This window comes from Paenibacillus nitricinens (genome assembly GCF_052056485.1).
In the GTDB taxonomy this organism is placed as follows: domain Bacteria; phylum Bacillota; class Bacilli; order Paenibacillales; family Paenibacillaceae; genus Paenibacillus_AQ; species Paenibacillus_AQ nitricinens.
Window position 1 is genome coordinate 5,011,780 of sequence record NZ_CP183948.1, and the last position, 18,396, is coordinate 5,030,175.

The 18,396-nt window shown below is 46.6% G+C and carries 14 protein-coding genes; 2 read left to right on the top strand and 12 right to left on the bottom strand.

What is annotated here, in order from left to right; all coding sequences use genetic code 11:
* Positions 1–60: 60 nt before the first annotated feature.
* From ACN6KS_RS22255 to ACN6KS_RS22265, 3 genes are all read right to left on the bottom strand, one after another.
* Positions 61–891: a carbohydrate ABC transporter permease gene (locus tag ACN6KS_RS22255; protein WP_373455836.1), complete on the bottom strand. Its 831-nt coding sequence runs from the start codon at positions 889–891 to the stop codon at positions 61–63.
* Positions 892–909: 18 nt separating this feature from the next.
* Positions 910–1,779 carry a carbohydrate ABC transporter permease gene (locus ACN6KS_RS22260; RefSeq protein ID WP_094869502.1) on the bottom strand — a complete coding sequence of 290 codons (870 nt, stop codon included), beginning with the start codon at positions 1,777–1,779 and terminating at the stop codon, positions 910–912.
* Between the two features lie 80 nt (positions 1,780–1,859).
* Positions 1,860–3,191 (bottom strand): ABC transporter substrate-binding protein, encoded by a 1,332-nt coding sequence (locus ACN6KS_RS22265; RefSeq protein WP_440960499.1) that lies wholly within the window; start codon positions 3,189–3,191, stop codon positions 1,860–1,862.
* Positions 3,192–3,430: 239 nt separating this feature from the next.
* Here ACN6KS_RS22265 and ACN6KS_RS22270 point away from each other — a divergent pair, with 239 nt between their 5' ends.
* Together ACN6KS_RS22270 and ACN6KS_RS22275 are read left to right on the top strand one after the other, a co-directional pair.
* Positions 3,431–4,969 carry a glycoside hydrolase family 31 protein gene (locus ACN6KS_RS22270; RefSeq protein ID WP_440960500.1) on the top strand — a complete coding sequence of 513 codons (1,539 nt, stop codon included), beginning with the start codon at positions 3,431–3,433 and terminating at the stop codon, positions 4,967–4,969.
* A gap of 25 nt (positions 4,970–4,994) precedes the next feature.
* The gene (locus tag ACN6KS_RS22275) at positions 4,995–6,296 is read left to right on the top strand and encodes a Gfo/Idh/MocA family protein (protein ID WP_341135458.1); all 1,302 of its coding nucleotides are present in this window, start codon (positions 4,995–4,997) and stop codon (positions 6,294–6,296) included.
* 213 nt (positions 6,297–6,509) lie between these two features.
* On the opposite strand, the gene ACN6KS_RS22280 is transcribed toward ACN6KS_RS22275, so the two are convergent.
* From ACN6KS_RS22280 to ACN6KS_RS22320, 9 genes are all read right to left on the bottom strand, one after another.
* Positions 6,510–7,523 (bottom strand): LacI family DNA-binding transcriptional regulator, encoded by a 1,014-nt coding sequence (locus ACN6KS_RS22280; RefSeq protein WP_256989775.1) that lies wholly within the window; start codon positions 7,521–7,523, stop codon positions 6,510–6,512.
* A gap of 196 nt (positions 7,524–7,719) precedes the next feature.
* Entirely contained in the window at positions 7,720–9,312 is a 1,593-nt protein-coding gene (locus ACN6KS_RS22285) for a sensor domain-containing diguanylate cyclase (protein WP_440960501.1), read from the bottom strand.
* 297 nt (positions 9,313–9,609) lie between these two features.
* Positions 9,610–10,134, bottom strand: coding sequence for a hypothetical protein (locus ACN6KS_RS22290; protein ID WP_440960502.1), 525 nt, complete (start codon positions 10,132–10,134; stop codon positions 9,610–9,612).
* A gap of 131 nt (positions 10,135–10,265) precedes the next feature.
* A complete protein-coding gene (locus ACN6KS_RS22295; protein ID WP_094869509.1) occupies positions 10,266–11,537 on the bottom strand; it encodes an extracellular solute-binding protein in 1,272 nt (423 codons plus the stop codon).
* A 73-nt stretch (positions 11,538–11,610) separates the two neighbouring features.
* A complete protein-coding gene (locus tag ACN6KS_RS22300; protein WP_341135462.1) occupies positions 11,611–13,212 on the bottom strand; it encodes a response regulator in 1,602 nt (533 codons plus the stop codon).
* Between the two features lies 1 nt (position 13,213).
* The gene (locus ACN6KS_RS22305; protein ID WP_440960503.1) at positions 13,214–15,034 is read right to left on the bottom strand and encodes a sensor histidine kinase; all 1,821 of its coding nucleotides are present in this window, start codon (positions 15,032–15,034) and stop codon (positions 13,214–13,216) included.
* Between the two features lie 95 nt (positions 15,035–15,129).
* Entirely contained in the window at positions 15,130–15,942 is an 813-nt protein-coding gene (locus ACN6KS_RS22310) for a carbohydrate ABC transporter permease (protein ID WP_440960504.1), read from the bottom strand.
* A 13-nt stretch (positions 15,943–15,955) separates the two neighbouring features.
* A complete protein-coding gene (locus ACN6KS_RS22315) occupies positions 15,956–16,879 on the bottom strand; it encodes a carbohydrate ABC transporter permease (RefSeq protein WP_094869513.1) in 924 nt (307 codons plus the stop codon).
* A gap of 91 nt (positions 16,880–16,970) precedes the next feature.
* Positions 16,971–18,284, bottom strand: coding sequence for an ABC transporter substrate-binding protein (locus tag ACN6KS_RS22320; RefSeq protein WP_094869514.1), 1,314 nt, complete (start codon positions 18,282–18,284; stop codon positions 16,971–16,973).
* Between the last annotated feature and the right edge of the window lie 112 nt (positions 18,285–18,396).

Here is an 18,396-nt window from a genome sequence, read left to right on the forward strand (position 1 = left end):
CGTTAACGCTGTTATCAATCAGTGTGAACGATTTCAGAATGCCAAATGGAAACAGTCGGTTTATCCTTTGTGCGCACTAAATGCAATTCCTTCGATAAACTGCTTTTGAAATATAAAAAAGAGGACGATCATCGGAACCACTGCCATGAAGGCGCCTGCCATCAATACCGGGTAATCCGTTCCGAACATGGAGACTAACGTCGCAATACCCGATGACAAAGTCATCTTCTCAGGTGAGCTGTTAATGATAAGGGGCCATTGCAGTTCATTCCATGCCCACTGCAATTGAATAATAACAATCGCAACTAAAGCCGACTTGACTAAAGGAAGCATGATATGCCAATAAATTTGAAATGGATTGCAACCGTCCAATACTGCCGCTTCTTCCAATTCCTTAGAAATAGTTAGGAAAAATTGCCTTAAAAGAAAAGTTGCGAAAGGACTGATCAGCGAGGTAATCCAAAGAGCAGTCACCGTATTGACTAAGCCCAAGTCACTCATCATCATGTATTGCGGCGTATAGAAAACAGGATTAGGTACCATCATGACCGATATAATCAATGCAAAAAGAAATGAACTTCCTGGAAATCTAATCCGTGCAAAGGCATACGCCGCCATCGAACTAAATATAACTGGAAACACGGTTTTCATTAATGCCGTAAAAATTGTATTTAAGTAATAATGCGGAAATGCCGATTGCTTGATCGCCTCTATATATCCTCTTAAGTTGGGGGCCTCTGGAAAATAACGGATCGGAATTTGCGTGGCTTCCGTCGTTGACTTTAGCGAAGTTAGCACCATCCATATAAATGGAACGAGCATAGCAATAGCGCTAATCATTAGAATGACATGAACAATCGAGTTAATCTTCCGCGCTGATGTGATCTGCACTTCTGTCTTCCCCCCTTCTTAGTCGTAGACGACCCATTTTTTTTGAAGAGCAAATTGGATCCCTGTCAGTATGACGTTAATAAACAACAATACATTGATAATTGCTGCGCCATAATTAGGATTAAAATAAACGAAAGTGTTTTGGTAATAGGCATAAACAAGTGAACGAACGGATGGAAGTGCTACATTCGTCTTCCCGATAATCAGATAGATGGAGTCGAAAATTTGCGTTGCTCCAATCAAAAGGATGATGCTCGTGAAAAAAAGTGTTGGTGTCAGCATGGGAAGTGTAATATAGCGAAACTTCCCCATTCTCTTGGCACCATCAATCTCGGCAGCTTCATAGAGTGATTTAGGTATCCCTTGCAAACCTGCAAGAATCAACAGCATATTCAAGCCAATTGCCCCCCACACGCCAACGATAACCAACACAAACATGGCATAATTGGGATTAGACAACCAGGCTACACGAGTTCCCAATATATGGTTGATGAGCCCGAAGTCCTGAGCGAACAAGACGACCCAAACCATCGCTGCCGCTGCAGGCATTGTGACTTGAGGCAAGAAAAAAACGACCCGGTAAACGGATAATCCTTTAATCTTCGTATTTAGCAATACAGCAAAAAAAGTAGAAAGGGCAAGTGTTATTGGTACAAACAGAACTACATAGTATAAAGTGTTGCGCAGATTCTGCCAAAACTCTCCATCACTAAATAACTTCACATAGTTATCAAATCCAACCCAATGATTAACGAGTCCGAAATTCTCCGACTGCTGGAATCCCAGCAGAATCGATTGAAGAACCGGCCAGCCCCAGAAAACCAATGTGCCTAGAAGAGTCGGCGCGATCATGAAATAAGCCCATACATATCTGCTTCTGGAATTCAATCTGACCACTCCCTATTCATCAGGGAACGTTCCTGATCTCCAAGAACGTCCCCTGAATCACTTTATTTTAAATAAATGGCTTATTTCGTTTCTTCTATCGCTTGATTCATCATCTCAGCGACCTTCTTCGCAGCTTCCTCAACCGAAATTGCTCCGCCCCACGCTTGCGACATAATCTCAGGCTCTTTCGCGAACCATACCGGGTAAGCTAACGAACCGCTCGGATACGGAGTCGCATCAGCCACCTGTTCCGTGAATATTTTCAGATTCAAGTGAGGTCTCGAAGTTAGCCACGCATCCTGAGTGCCATTGAATGCCGGTATAGCCGCACCCATTTCCGCCGTAATTTGCGCTGCTCTTTCAGATCCAAGGAACTTGAGGAATAACCAAGCCTCATCTTTGTTTTTACCACTTGCGGACATGACATTGCCCAGACCATTAATGATATTAGCTCGTTTCACTTTACCCTTTGGCAATTTAGCCCAATCCCATTTGCCCTTAATAATTTCGCTGCTGTCAATGTCGCTGATCCGCCAGGATCCGTCGAAAATCATCGCTAATCTGCCGGACTTGAACATTTCGGTGGCTTCCGTATCTGTCATTTGCTGATGAGTTGGAGAAGCGCCGTCGAGAGTCATTTGATAACGGGCCTGTAAAGCTTCAATGGAAGCCGGATCATCGTAGCCTGACTTACTCATATCAGCCGATAAAATACTCCCGCCATTAGCCAACATATCGTTCCAATACCCGGTCTGAGTGTCCATTTTCGCCCCAAAGCCATAGATGCCTTTATCAGGCTGACTTAATTGCTTGGCAACCTCGGCAAGCTTGGCATAATCCCAAGCATCGTCTGGATAGGGAATCTTAGCTTGGTCGAAGAGCTCTTTGTTGTACGCCAAACCGATCGTATCAAAATCCTTCGGTATGCCGTAATTTTCACCCTTCAGTGTATATATGGAAGCAAGGTCTGCCGCATAATTATTTAGATCAATTTCTCCAGCCTGTATCTTGCTTGTGATCGGTTCAATGAATTTACCTGTTGCATATTTGACAAATTGACCACCATGCATCCAGAAAACATCAGGCAGTGTACCGGCAGGAGCGGCAGCGGACATCTTTGTCCAATAATCACCCCACGGAATAACTTCGACCTTGATCTTGATATTTGGATTTTCTGCCGTAAACTCCTTTGCAATGGCTTCCATTGCCGGTTGCTGAATTTTATCCCATATGGAATAGGTAAGCGTTACGTTTTTTTGAGGCTTATCAGTCGCTTTCTCAGCATTACCAGCATTGCTTTTCGGACTATTATCTGCTGTATTGTTAGTATTGCTGCTGCAGGCAGCTGTGACCAGAGCAAAAACAGTTAAGACAGTTAGAAACAGAAATGAAAACTTGTTTCTTTTCTTCATAATGACATCCCCCTAATTAGTTATTTAGGCAAATATTTGCGTAAATTCTCACTACGAATCACTTTGCCTCCCTACATATTGATTTTAATTCAATCTTACCTCCCCTTTAAATGCCTCATTTTAAAGATTTGATGCCTAAATATTAAGATAAAAAAGGTTTGCATTGAAATATAGATTAATCCATAATGTTAGTAAATAATTGCGCAAATTATTTCATAACTTAGATTGGAGTGTCTGCGATGACAATTACTGTATTACCTCAAAAAAGCGGAGAGTTCTGGTGGGGAGGTGTTATAAACGAAGGGCATTTAATGCCATTTGGCGACCAGCCACATACACGTGACTTACGTTTGACGGATGATAATCAAGCTTCTCCCTTATTAATTTCTAATCTTGGAAGGTATATTTGGTGCGAAGAGCCGTTTGCCTTTTCGTTTAATGAGAGCAGTCTTACCATCGATCACAAACAGAAGCTATGCCTTGAAGATGGACACGAAACCCTTCAAGGTGCGTACCAGCATGCATCTAAAAACCATTTTCCCCCTTCCGGCGTTACACCTGACAAACTAGCCTTCACGGCACCGCAATATTGTACCTGGGTGGAAATGTTTTACGAACCGACACAGGAAAAGCTCCTCAATTACGCAAAATCCATTATTCAAAATGGCATGCCCCCTGGTGTGTTAATCATTGACGATAATTGGATGCAAGACTATGGAACATGGGACTTTGATAAACACCGATTCCCCGATCCTGCTAGAATGATCAAATCCTTACACGAATTAGGGTTTAAGATCATGCTTTGGGTGTGCCCGTATGTAAGTCCCGATAGCCTTAAATTCCGTCAATTACTGGAACTCGGCATCTTGATGAAGCATGCTGATGGTGCCCCTGTCCTGAGGAGATGGTGGAACGGGTACAGCGCAATCGTTGACTATACAAGCACAGAAGGCTCGGCATGGTTCAGGCAGCAGTTAGACAGGCTGATTGAAGATTATGGAGTTGACGGATTCAAACTCGATGCAGGAGAACCTCTATTACCTGACCTAATGGATGACATTACAAAAGAGATCGCTTGGTCACGTCCTGTTCGCCCAATGGAAGATTGTGAGTCATATGCCAGATTAGGAATCGGATACGCGCTTAGTGAACTGCGCATGTGCTGGAAACTCGGGGGACAGGCGCTCATTCAGCGGCAACGCGATAAAACGCACACATGGAATGCTACGACCGGGCTGGGCGGACTTATCCCTAATGCTATTGCCCAGGGCCTGATGGGATATGCCTACAACTGCCCTGATATGGTAGGCGGAGGAATGGATGGGGACATTAATTCACCCGATTTCCGTTTTGATGCTGAACTTTTTATCCGTTTTGTTCAATGCTCCGCTTTATTTCCCGTGATGCAGTTTTCTATGGCGCCCTGGCGGGTTTTGAATGGTGCTGAATTGTCCTGGTGTATGGACGCCGTACGGATACGATCAGAGTTAGGGCCTCTGCTATCCGGACTTGCCAGCCAAGCTGCAGAGGATGGGCTTCCAATTCTGCGTAGTCTGGAATTCGTCTTTCCGCATCAAGGCTTCCATACGATTCAAGATCAATTCATGGTTGGCGAGACCATTCTGGTAGCCCCAGTTATGAATAAAGGTCAAACAGCTAGAAGGATACAATTCCCGGACGGCCAATGGCTGGGTGATGACGGAAGCATCGTTGAAGGCCCGGCTCAGGTCGAAGTGAATGCCCCGCTTTCCCGATTGCCATGGTATCGAAAAATCTAAATACTTACATTCAGGAGATAATTCTATGAAAAAAATCAAATTAGCTGTAATAGGGGCAGGAGCAAGAGGTTTTTTATCCTACATGCCTTATGTCCAGAGGTTTCCCCACGAGGCGGAGGTAGTCGCAGTTGCCGAACCAAACGACGAGAGAAGAACGCGATTTGCCGAAGCATTCAACCTAATCCCGGAGCAAATTTATTCAACATGGGAAGATCTATTGAACGGGCCTAAGCTTTGTGATGCGCTCCTTATCTGCACACAGGATCAGAATCATTACCTGCCCACAGTTGCCGCTCTCAGGAAGGGATATCATGTTCTTCTGGAAAAACCTATGTCCAACAACCCGATTGAGTGCATTGAAATGGAGAGGATCGCACGTGAAGAAAGGCGGTTGCTTTCAATCTGTCATGTCTCGAGGTATATCCCTTTTTGGAAAAAAATAAAGCAACTCATTCATGAAGGTTTCATCGGAAACCTAATGTCCATTCAACATAACGAAAACGTGGGGTACCTCCATTATGCCCATAGCTTTGTCAGAGGTAATTGGAGGAATGATGTACACTCAAGTCCAATGATACTGGCCAAGTCTTGTCACGACATGGATCTAATCCGTTGGATTGCCGATGCAGATTGCAAGAGAGTTAGTTCCTTTGGTTCTTTAGGCCACTTTCGTGTCGAAAATGCACCTGCTGGATCAACCAACCGATGTACGGATGGGTGCGAGGTGGAATCCACTTGTCCTTATTCAGCATTACGCTTTTATATGAAAGACCCTACATTAAATCACTTTGCAGCACTCATAACAGATCCGCCTACCGAAACGAATAGAATGAACGCGATATTGAATGGTCCCTATGGAAAATGTGTCTATCGGACGGATAATAATGTAGTGGATCATCAAACGGTAAATATGGAATTCGAGAATGGAGTTACCGTGATTTTCAGCATGTGCGGGTTTACGCGCGATATAAATCGCACCATTCAAATCATGGGGACCAAAGGGGAAATTCGCGGTGATTTACTAAGCGGCTGTATCGATCTATTCGAATTTTCATCAGGGACACAGTCTATCATTCATACCCCAACCAGTGACGGTGGTCATCAAGGAGGCGACGATGGGATCATGCAACAATTCCTTTCCGACCTCCGAAATGAAAGATATATGAATACCTTGACTTCTGCGGAAGCCTCTCTGGAAAGTCATCTCATGGCCTTCGCCGCTGAGGAATCGAGACGAAGGGAGGGCGCCGTTATAGACATGAAGCTCTTCCGCCAATCTCTTACAACAACCTCCCCAAACGGCACACAACATGTTCAAACATCCTAGTAAGTAATATTATGAAGACCGGCTCGCAGAACTGCAGGCCGGTCTTCTTTCACGTCGCCAACTTTGTTCCCCTCCGTTCGGATAAAAATTTAAGGCAATTTTTCGCGCAACAACTTCGCAACTTTCGTGTGCTCTAGACACGCCAAATAGCCGTCCTCAAATTGTAGTCATTTAAAGAACGGCTAGTTCAGATCGAGCGTAGAGTGCCTGCCTCTACCCCCTATTTGCCACTTTTGCGCATGATTCCCGCTCAATTAGTTCTGTCTTCAGGCTGATTTGGACTTCCGCTATATTCTTGTTCATAATCAGCTCGGTCAGCACTTTTACAATGATAGAGCTAATATCGTATCTAAACCGTCGGACAGTAGTTAATGGCGGAACCATAAACTCCGATAGCTTTAAATCATCAAAACCAACTAACGAGACATCCTTTGGAATACGGATGTTCATCTCAGCCAATCCTTTCATCGCACCAAAAGCAATGATGTCGTTAAACGTAAATATTGCGGTTATGGACGGATCCTCACTCATCAATTGCTTCACCGCCTCATATCCATGTGCAGGATCAAATGCACCCATTAGGACATTAGTGTCGGACCATGGCATTTTAAAATCGCGAAATGCATCTTTGCATCCGTCCAGCCGGTTTAAATTCACCAGATGTTGCTTAGGCCCGGCAATGATTCCAATTTTCTGATGCCCCAATTCATGCAGATATCGAATCACATTATAAGCGCCTTTACGGTTATCATAGTCAATATAGTTATGACCGATCTTATAGGTTCTTCCATTCGTAAGCAAATACGGAATGCCGAGTTTCTCAAACTCTTCAAACACCTTGTCATTAACAAATGGATCAAAAATGATGGCTGCATCCACTTTTTCCTCACTTAACAGCTTATACGCTGGCGAGGACTGCAAGTCCGTATTATGCTTCACAATATGAATCTGATGACCATAATCCTCAAATTCTTCCTTTAAATGATTTAAGTCGGCAGAGGTAGACGGATCATTGTCGAAGAAGTCATTATTCCCTGGAACGATGACGACTATATTATAAGATATGTTTGCCAGTTTGGAGGGAGCGACACCTGGTTTTAGGTGTTCATTAACAATTTCCAGTACTTTCCTGCGTGTCTCTTCGCTGAAATTCCCCTGATTGTTCATGATCCTGGACACCGTGCTAATTGACACGTTTGCCTTTTTCGCAATTTCTTTTAGTTTAATTTGCTCTCCCTCCTATCTTCAGGAAATTTTTTGCGCATTAAAGAAATTATAGCTTTTATTATTGTATCTCGTCAATTTCTCCTCAATCTATACTTGAGAGTAATATTTTTTTACAGGATTTCAACTTCTACATGCTCCATATAAAACAAAAAAACTTGATTTCTCAAGGTTTTCACTGTGCTGCCAAGCAATTATTTCAAACATCAGCGACCATCGTCTGGTTTCTTCCCCTGCTCTTTGCCAGGTATAACGCCTGATCGGCCTTCTCCAGCAGCCCCTCCCGCTCCAATGCATGAAAAGGATAATGGGCGATTCCCTGGGAGATCGTAACCTGTGTCGGGATTGGACCCCCGCTTTGTTCCAGTGCCCGCCGGACTCTTTCAGCTACGTTGAAAGCTTCCTCAGGTCTAGTGTGGGCCAGTAGGATGACGAACTCTTCGCCGCCGTAGCGGTAGCAAACATCGTCTGGGCGAAACGAGGCAACGATAACTTTGGCTACATGTTTCAGCACTTCGTCGCCAATGAGATGGCCGTAGGTATCGTTCACCAGTTTAAATTTGTCTACATCCAGCACAATGAGCGAAAACGGTTGACCTGCGGCAATCCACTGGTTCATCGTATACTCTAACGATCTACGGTTCAATAAACCGGTCAGAGCATCGGTCACTGCTTCTTGGGTCAGTTGATCCGTCTGCTTCTGAATATCCGTCACGGCAAGCAACACAGCCTTGGTCAGCAGATCTGCCTCTCGGCTCCATTGCGGCTTTGCTTCTGGTAATACAATTTTTTCCTTGCCCATCCTGCTAACCAGGTTTGCCAGGTAGACAAAAGGCCGGGCCAACTTGCGCGCTACGAGAATGACGCCCATCAGGAGTATAATGAAGGGAAATAACGAATACCCGAGAATTGTCCGAAGGTGGCCCATCAGTTGATGATGGATGACACTAATCGGCGAAACGACTACAATCCCCCATCCGTTGGCCGGAACGCTGGAGTACCCGGCAAGCATTTCAATGCTGCGGGTGTTGCGCGCTTGCTGTTCTCCGCTTTCCCCTTTCATAAGTTTCTGCACAACGTTATTACTGCTGACATCCTTCCCAATAAGCTGTTTATCCGGGTGGTACAACAGATGCCCGCTTGCATCCACAATATAATAATAAGAACCAGAATCGTCCACGTTGTTGTCGCCAAAAATCATAGACAAAATATTGTTCTCCTGCAAATAAAATGTGCCGCTCAAAATACCGCGATATGTACCCTTGTTGCTGAAAATCGGCTGACTCATAAAAACGATTAGTCTCTTGGTGGTTTGGGTCATATAGGGGGAGGATATGTAAGGTTTTTTGAACGCCAGAGCTTCCAAACCGACTTTAGAAGTAATATGGTCGCCTGTTGTCCCCAAACTAGTCGGTACTACGTTGCGGACCAGCCCGTCGGCATCGACCACGGCGATAGAATTGAAGTAATTGCTACTATTGCGCATCAGTTCCAAATTATCATCTACTTGCTTCGGCGTTGAGCCACCGTCTTCGGAAAGTGTGGCAGCGCTGTATTCCAAACTGCTGCGCATGGACTGAAATAAGGAATCCATTGTCTTGGTCATTCGGTCAGCATTGTAGTAATTCAAATGGAGCGTAGTCTCCATCAATGATTGTTTCTTGGACTCGTAAGAACCGATCAGAAGAATGCTTGAGGTTAGTAGAACCACCAGCGTAACCAAGCCCGTAAGCAGCGATGTGAGACTGAGCTTTTTACTTTGACGCGGCTCGGCTCTTCTCAGTGTAAGCAAACTATAACCCTCCTTGAATCTTGAAAACTAGCTTAATCAATAATACAACAAATTAAGATGTTATTCGACAGTGATCTCCAATCTCTCACACCACTGTACGTCCCATTCGATATACGATGATTCATGAAATATTACATATTAAAAAAACTCTTCTCCAGAACTTGAGAATTGACAAGCACTGAAAAAGAGTATTTTCATACGTGATTATTGAAGATCTTAAAAAGTTTGGCTCAATATAAATATGAGTAAATTCACTTCGAGAAATAGTTTTTTCCATATTGGAATCCTTCATTTCGCTTAATGTAAAAGAGACTTTAAGTTGTGCAATAATTCATCAGGTAGTGGCTCTTTCATTAGTTTGTTAAGTATTTCATTCCTCGCTCCGTTGTTTTTCAAAAATGAGAATAGCAGGTTTGCCTTATCCGTACGATTCATTAGAGCATAGGCAACAAACCATACTTCAGGAGCAGACACTTGAACACTATTCCAACTCAAAGTCGGAACTGTTGGCATTTTACAAAGCCCTTTAGTAGAATGAATCGAGAAGTTTCCTAATATTTCAACCGGAGGGTTTCTTTTGTGAATTAATAGTTTATACTCACTTCCGAAAGGATAATCCCCACTCTTTAGTTCATCAACTTTGAAGTTTCGTAGAGCATCTATGACAGTTTCTTTAGGTGCGTCAGTCATAATATCCCAGTCATGAACGGAATTGATTAGACCCAAACTTAGTAATAAACCACTCCCACCCAAGGAATAGTTAATGCCGAATTGCTCTAATTTTTCTGTTACGATAACCAAATTGTTAATATCTGAATTCATTATTCGAGAACCTTCCTTTAGTTATTTTTTCATTTAATTCAATATACCATATACTGAAAAAACAAATAAAAGAATGGAAACCTAAAGATACTGAATCGAGACTAAGAAGGCACGGAGCCATTCACCAACTATTAATTCGCCAAAATTAGATTCAGACTCTTCTCCAGCACTTTCAGTCCTGCTTCCGGCTCGATCCGGTTCCGGACAATATTCTGAAGCTCCTCAGACATTGCCGTGAACAGCGTCGCGTATTTATCGGTTTTGGGGGCAAACTTCACCTGATCCCTAGATTGAATAAACCGATCCCGATAAGGCAGCTCCCGGTAAGCCCGGCTCTCTGCGATATCAAGATTCGCCGGAACATGACCTGCTTCCCCCCAGATTTTACCGCCAACCTCCGAGAAGTACTTCACGAAGTCCATGGCGCCTTCCTGCTCTTCTTCGCTGACGTAAGCCGGAATAACCAGTGTATGTGAGCTTCCCCAGTGGGCTGAGCTGCCGAAGATCGGCGGGATAGGTATAATTCCTATGTCAAGCGCATTATTGCTCAGATGATGCCCGGCTTCCCATACCCCGCCAAACCACAAACCAGCCTGGCCGTTATAAAAGGAATCCCATGGCGTATTGTCATTCAGATCGCTTAATCCCTCTTCGAACAGCTGTTGGTAGAAGGTCAGGACTCGCACCGACTTCTCATTATAAATCACCGCTTGTTTCATGTCGGGACTGAACAGCTCCCCGCCTGACTCATAATACAGATCCAGGAAAGATTCCTGAAAATAAGGGGTATTGACCGCCATAGGCTGTACTCCCGGAACCCGCGCAGCAATCTGCCGCAGCAAGCGAATGAACTCTTCGGGGGTGTTCATTTCGAGCTTCGGCGTTCCTTCGGGAGTTAGCAATCCGGCCTTGGCCAGTATATCCTTGTTGTAATAGAGCATATGAAAATGGGTATCCAGCGGTACCGCATAATATTGTCCGCCGTAACTGACGCTCTGAAGGTTCTGTTCACCGATTTTATTGAATTGGAACCTGCCCTGTTCCGCCAGAGCATTCAGTGGTACGATTTGCTTGGCTTTAATAAACGGCGACAACCGGTCCGCATGGACTACGGCTACATCCGGCCCTTTGCCGAAGGACAGAGCAGTACTGAGCCTGGCATAATATTCGTTAGATTCCAGTCTAAGCTGCTTCACAAATACTTCTTCCTGGGAAGAATTATAATCCTTGATGATTTTCTCTACGAATTCACCTTCTCCGCCTCCAAAAGGATTCCAGAAGGACACTTCAACAGGTACCGGACTTTCCCGCAGGCTTTGATTCCCGGGAGAGAGATCCGCACAGCCCGGCAGCAGGATCAGACACAGTAGCAGAACCGGTACCATCCGACCCATATTTTTCATCCCACTTCACCCCCTTTAGTTCAAATCCAGTTCGGCTAATATACGTAAGCGTTTACAGAAGCTTCCACGAAGTTCATTTGCTGATCTTCCGAACCAGCCCACGATATTCCGACGGGGACACGCCAGTGATTTTTTTGAACACTTTGGAGAAATATTTTGGGTCCTGAATCCCGACTAAGGTTCCAACATCCCCTGCCTTCAGTTCTCCAGTAAGCAAGTTCTTGGCTTTCTCAATCCGAATCCGGGTCAGGTACTCCAGAAAGCTCTCCCCTACCTCCTTCCTGAACAGATTGGCGAAATAGTTCTTGCTCAGATGTACAAGCCGGCTGATCGACTGCAGCGTGATTTCCTGATAGTAATACTGCTGGATATACTGGGTTGCCTTAATAATGCTGTTCCGGTCGCTATGATACATATCTTTCATATGCTGTACCAGCGCTTCGAACGCCTGCATGAACCATAACCGGCTCTGTTCAAGCGTTTCCAGCATCGCCAGCTCGTCAAAATACTGCTTCTTGAGCTCCAGAACCTGCTCAGCATCCCTGGATACATCGGGCCATAGGGTCGTTAATATCATCAGCAACTCAAGTGAAATAATCTGCACAAGATCTGCATCCCTGCGCACGGCAAGCTGTCCGAACAGCTGCTCCAGATATTCCGTCAGCTCTCTGGACTGGAAAGCGTACACCATGGATTGAATCTGGTGGCTGCTGATCTGGAGCGCATGAGGCGGCGCCACCTGCGCCAGCAGCTCATCGCTCCCGTGAATCAGGACACGCCCGTTTCCCATAAACAGCTTTTGCTTGGCTGCATCCACGGCCTGAGCATAGGCATTCTTCACCTCTGTCCACTGCCTGGTTACACCACTAATGCCTATAGTCGCCGTCCAGCCGCATCGTCTGGATAAGCATTGAATAAGCTCTTCACTGCGGCTGCGCAAGAGGTCTATCCGATCAGCAACTGCAGGCTTTGCCGTGAGGTCTGTGGTAACTATAATATTGAGTTCACCCTGCCTGTCAGGGAAAATTTCGTAGCCGAGGGTATTTTCATTCCAAATCTGCTCCAGCATACTGCGGATCACGGTCTGTCCTTGCCCATACCTTGGCTCAACGCCGCTGCTCAGGCTGATATGTAGCAAATACAGCGGCCGTGAATCAGTGAGTCCCGCCTGCGTGAGTTTATGTCTGTCTATCTGACCCTGAACCGGCCCCCGATCAATCAGATCCATCAGGAAACTTTCCTTATGTACCGGCTCCGGGTGAACACCCTGAGAATGGACTGCCGTGTTCTTCTGCACTGCCTCCAGACTTTCCTTCAGCTTAAGCAATACTAACTCAAAGTCACGGGGCATCATATCCGATTTGATCATATATTCGGATACACTGTGTTTAATTGCTTCCTTCGCATACTGGAAATCTTCGAGGTTGCTGAGGATGATGATCTTAATATCCGCTGAGAGCCTCCGCACCTCGGCTATCAGCTCAATGCCGTCCATCACCGGCATTTTAATATCGGTAATCAGGATATCAGGCAGTCCGGTTGCCATCAACGCCAGCGCTTCCTGGCCATTCGACGCTTCACCGGTGACCTCCATCCCGATGGTCTCCCAATTAATCATCGACCGGATACCATATCTCACGATAAATTCATCTTCTACGATAATGACCCGGTGCATCTCAGCGATTCCCCCTTATGTCATTTGTCATCAAAGGCAGCTTGATCCGTATTGACGTTCCTGTGCCGGGCTCACTTTGGATCTCGATACCGTACATTTTTCCGCAAATGAGCTTAATTCGTTCATCCACATTCGCCAATCCTATGCCTCCCGATTTATCCTCATCCGGCGCTTGCTCGGTCAGCAGACTGCGGGCAAATGCGGGGTCCATCCCCTTACCGTTATCTGCCACCTCGAACCATACAAGGTTTCCCGGCGCTTTGCGGCAGGATATGCGGATGCTGCCGCCGGACCCCATATCCCCAAAAGCATGGATAATCGCGTTCTCGACAATCGGCTGCAAGATCAGCTTGGGCGTCCGCAGGTGGCGGACTTCATCGTCCATTTCAACGAATGTCTCAATATTGAAATTGAAGCGGAATCTCTGAATGCCCAGATAACACTGCACATGCTCAATTTCCTCTTCCAGCGTAACGGTTTCTTCACCCTTGCCCAGACTGATCCGCAGCAGCCGTGACAATAAGCTGACCATCTCTGCCGCGTTGTTGGCTTTCTGAATCAGGGCCGTCCATTTAATAATATCCAGCGTGTTGTAGAGAAAATGCGGGTTAATCTGCGCCTGCAGTGCCTTGAGCTCGGCCATCCGTTTCTGGTCCTGCTCTAGATATACCGCTTTCAATAGTTCATCTATCCGCGCAACCATATAGTTGAAATTATCACCAAGGATATCGAATTCGTCATGCCGGCTTTTGGCTTTGTAGCGGACGCTGAGTTCGCCGGACATCACCTGCCGCATCAAACGGATCATCTTCAGAATCGGATTGGTGATGGAATTCGCCAGCACAAGCGCGGCAATAACCGAGAAGAATATACAAAGCAGCCCGACGAAGATAAAGATCTGCAGCAGACGGTTCGAATCCTGGTACAGCGCAGCCTTAGAAATGACATTCACAACTACCCAATCATTGGTGTGAAGCTTCTTGGCATTCACGATCAGGCTGTCGCCGTTGTAAGTGAGCGGGAATCTCGTTTCCTCCGGTCCAGAATGAATGAGCCTCTCGTAACCCGCCTGACCCAGCACCTCAGTCACACTTTTGCCGATCAGCCGGCTGTCCGGATACGAGACCAGCATACCGCGCCCGTCCATTACAAAGCTTTGCAGATCCCGGTTGTTGCTCACCGCCTTCGAGATCAGCTCCTTTATGACATCTTCACGAATATCCAGGACAGCAACAATTCCCAGTGGGCTGTCATCGGATATTTTATACAATTGCTTGGCTACCGAGAAGACGTGTGTACTCTGGGAATTCAAACTGTCCACATAGGTCCCGTAACGGGTCGGATACCAGCGGAAATTACTGCCGCCCTCAAGGGTCTGCAGGAACGGCTCCACCTCGGCAGGGATTCGCTTGTTCCAGCGGTAGATTCCCTTGATATAATGTTTCCCGGATACAAAAGAAATGGACTGCACATCCTGATTAATCGCTACAATCGTGGACAGCTTTGTCGTCAGCGACAGACTATCCACATCATAGCTGGCCGCGTCTGTCCGATCAAGAGTCCGCAGCATACCCACAATCTCGTTGTTGTTCAGCACCTGCATCATCATGTCCTTGTAGACACCCAGCCGCGTATCCAGATTGTCGGCGGTTTGATACAGCAGATGCTCGGAATACTCCGTTACTTTGTGATTAATCGTTGATTTGGAGATCGAAAATGAAATAATCCCCATGACCACCAGCGGTGTCAAGGAGAAGAGAACGAGAAGCAGCATCCACTTATAGCGCATGCTGCTCTTCATTATTTTGATCCAGGATATCAAGCGGAAGCGCAAGGGCCTGGCAGTACTCTCTGGAGATTTAAGCATGCCCTATATCCTTTCTCGTTGTAGAGTCTTGAGACTGGAAATCTTAAAGATTAACCCTTGACGCCGGACATCGCCACGCCCTGGACAATATGCCGCTGCAGCAGAATAAAGACAATGATTGTCGGAACCGCCGCGATTGTACTTGCCGTCATAATCAGATTGAGCGACATGTTATTATTCGACAAAAAGGTGGGCAGCCCTGCCGAAAGAATCATATTTTCCTCAGAAGTAATGGCCAGATAAGGCCACAGGAAATTATTCCAGGAGAGGATAAAGAAGAAGATTCCCACAGAAACCATGGCTGAGCGTGTAAGCGGCAGACAGATGCTCCACCATAACCGGAAGCTGCGGCTACCGTCGATTTGCGCGGCTTCAATGTAATCCTTGGGTACCCCGTCCATGAATTGCTTCAGCAGCAGAATGCCGATAGGGTTGGTCAGTCCAGGCAGGACAATCGCCCAGATGTTATCAATCAGCTGCAGATGCAGCGCAGTTTCATAAAGCGGAATGAGTATTGCTTCCGTCGGAATCAGCAGACCTGAAACGATCAGCACATAGAATATTCCCCGTGTCCGGAATGGCAGCTTGGAGAACGAGAATGCAGCCAGCGAGCTAAGCAGAAGGGAGATTACGGTCGTGAGGACACCAATGACCAGACTGTTCCATGTCCAGTGCAGAATTTGCGAGTCCCGGATGACTTTGACATAGTTATCGGTATTCAGATCTGACCATTTCACCCAATCAGCCAGCGTATATACGTTCACACCATCAGGCTTCAGGGAGGTGAGGAACATCCAGATTAGCGGGAAAATAAACAGCAGCGCAAGTAGAACAGCAGCGATATTTAAAGCGAGCATTTTCATGAATGTCTCCCTCCTATCCGTCTTTCCGGTCTGTGATTTTAAATTGAACCACGGCGATCAACAGCATGATGAAGCAGAAGATCATCGACTGCGCTGCGGCCAGGCCGAACATGTCTTTCTTGAACCCTGTAACGTAAATATACCGGATCATGGTATTGGTGGAATCTCCCGGCCCGCCGCCGGTCATAATTTGCACCTGTCCGAACAGCTTAAGGCAGTTGATAATCTGATAAAAGATCTGGATCTTCATTACGCTCGACAGCCCCGGCAGTGTAATGCTCCAGAATCGCTGCCAGGCATTGGCGCCGTCAATCTTCGCCGCTTCGTAATGATCGGTGGGGATTTCCTGCAGTCCGGCAAGGAACAGCACCATCACAAATCCCACGCTCCACCAGTCTGTCGCAATCGTAATCGCCCACCACACAAATCTGTGATCGGTGAGCCAGTTGATATCTGCATGGATGCCCAGTACATCCAGAGCTGCGTTCACTGGACCGTTCTTCGCGTCGAACAGTTTCAGCCAGATGAAGCTGACCACGGAGACCGACAGGACATACGGCAGGAAGAACACGGAGCGTATCAGGGTCCGCAGCCAAATTCTCTGATTGATAATCAGTGCCAGTATGAGTCCCAGTACGAGTACGGTAGGTGCGCATAGCAATACAAAGTAGAAAGAGTTCCACAAATACGAATAGAAATCCGAATTCCCCAGAATTTTCTTATAGTTAGCCAAACCGGCGTACTTCTGCATCCCTTGAATGCCCCAAACATGCAGGCTCATCCAGGCTCCGCGGATTACCGGCCACAGATAGAACACCGCAAATGGTACCAGGAACGGAATCAGGTACAAAATGGCTTTCAGTTCCTTCAGTAGGTGTATAGGCTCTGCCCTGCGAAGAGGCGCAGCAGCCTTATTCTCTCTTAAAGTCCGCTCCATCGGTCATACTCTCCTTCAATCAAAATGGCGCTTATGCCTGGAGGCAGCCCCCGCCTTACGGGCAGGGACCTCCCCTTTCCGGCAGAATGAGTTAGTTCTCCAGCACTTCGTTAATCTGTTTCTCCAGTTTTGCCAACCCGTCTTCGGGAGTCTCGCTGCCGAAAATAATGTTCTGCAGTTCTTCGGAAATAGTAGTAATGATTGTTGTGTATTTATCTGTCGGCGGAGCAAATTTCACGGTCTTCTGCGCTTCGATGAATTCACTGCGGTAAGGCAGGCTCTTATAAGCATCGCCGGTGGTTACTTTACTATTCGCAGGCACATGTCCTGCCTGTCCCCAGATCTCTCCACCAACTTCAGAGAAATACTTCATGAACTTGGCTGCGGCCTCCTGCTTCTCAGCAGTTACATAAGACGGGATTACAAGCGTATGGGAGCTGGCCCAATGCGTCTGGCTGCCGAAGATCGGAGGAAGCGGCATAGCGCCGATATGCAGTGACTCATCTCCTAGTAACAGTCCCGCTTCCCATACCCCTCCGAACCAGAAGGCAGCTTTGCCGTTATGGAAGGTATCCCAAGGCGTTTTATCATTAAGATCGGAGTATTTGTTGTTATAGATGTCCAGGTAGAATTTGAGGACATCCAGTGCCTGCGGATTGTTGATGCTTGCTTTGGTCATATCCGAATTTAGGATATCCCCGCCGGCTTCATAGTACATATTCAGGAACGGCTCTTGAAAATAAGGAGTGTTAATCGCCATCGCCTGAACATCCGGCACTTTGGCCTGAATATCCGCCAGCGTCTGCTCGAAGCCCGCCGGTGTCATTTCGCCCAGCTTAGGGGTGCCGTCTTCGTTCAGCAGATCCGCCTTCTGCAGAATATCCTTGTTGTAGTAGAACATATGGAAGTGAGTATCCAGCGGGACAGCGTAAGGTTTACCATCGTAGGTCACACTCTTAATATTGGATTCAGAGATCTCCTTCAGGTCAAAGCCGACCTTGGAAGCCAGCTCATCTACAGACACAATCTGCTGTGCCTTCACGAACGGGGAGATCCGATCCACGTGGGCAATGGCAACATCAGGGCCTTTGGAGGAAGACAGCGCCGTACTTAGCTTCGCATAATACTCGTTGGATTCCAGACGGAGCTGCTTGACCGTTACTTCCTGCTGGGAGTCATTGAAGCCCTTGATGATCTGGTCTACGAAATCCCCTTCCCCGCCCCCGAACATGTTCCAGAAAGATATCTCTACCGGACTGCCGCCTGCATTCTCTGTTTTTGCCGGTTCATTTACCGCCTTGGCCTGCTCACCGTTCTCTTTGTTACCGGATGAGCATCCCGGCAGGATCAGGGCCAGCGTCAGCCCGGCCGACAGCAAACTTGTGAACTTCTTATTCATCCTCATTTGAACAACCCTCTCGTCAAAAAAGTTTGTATGCGAGAGCCCCTCTGCGTTTATGTAAGGGCTTTCTTGACTCTTACTCTACAGGGAATACCGCATGTGTTGAACCGACAAA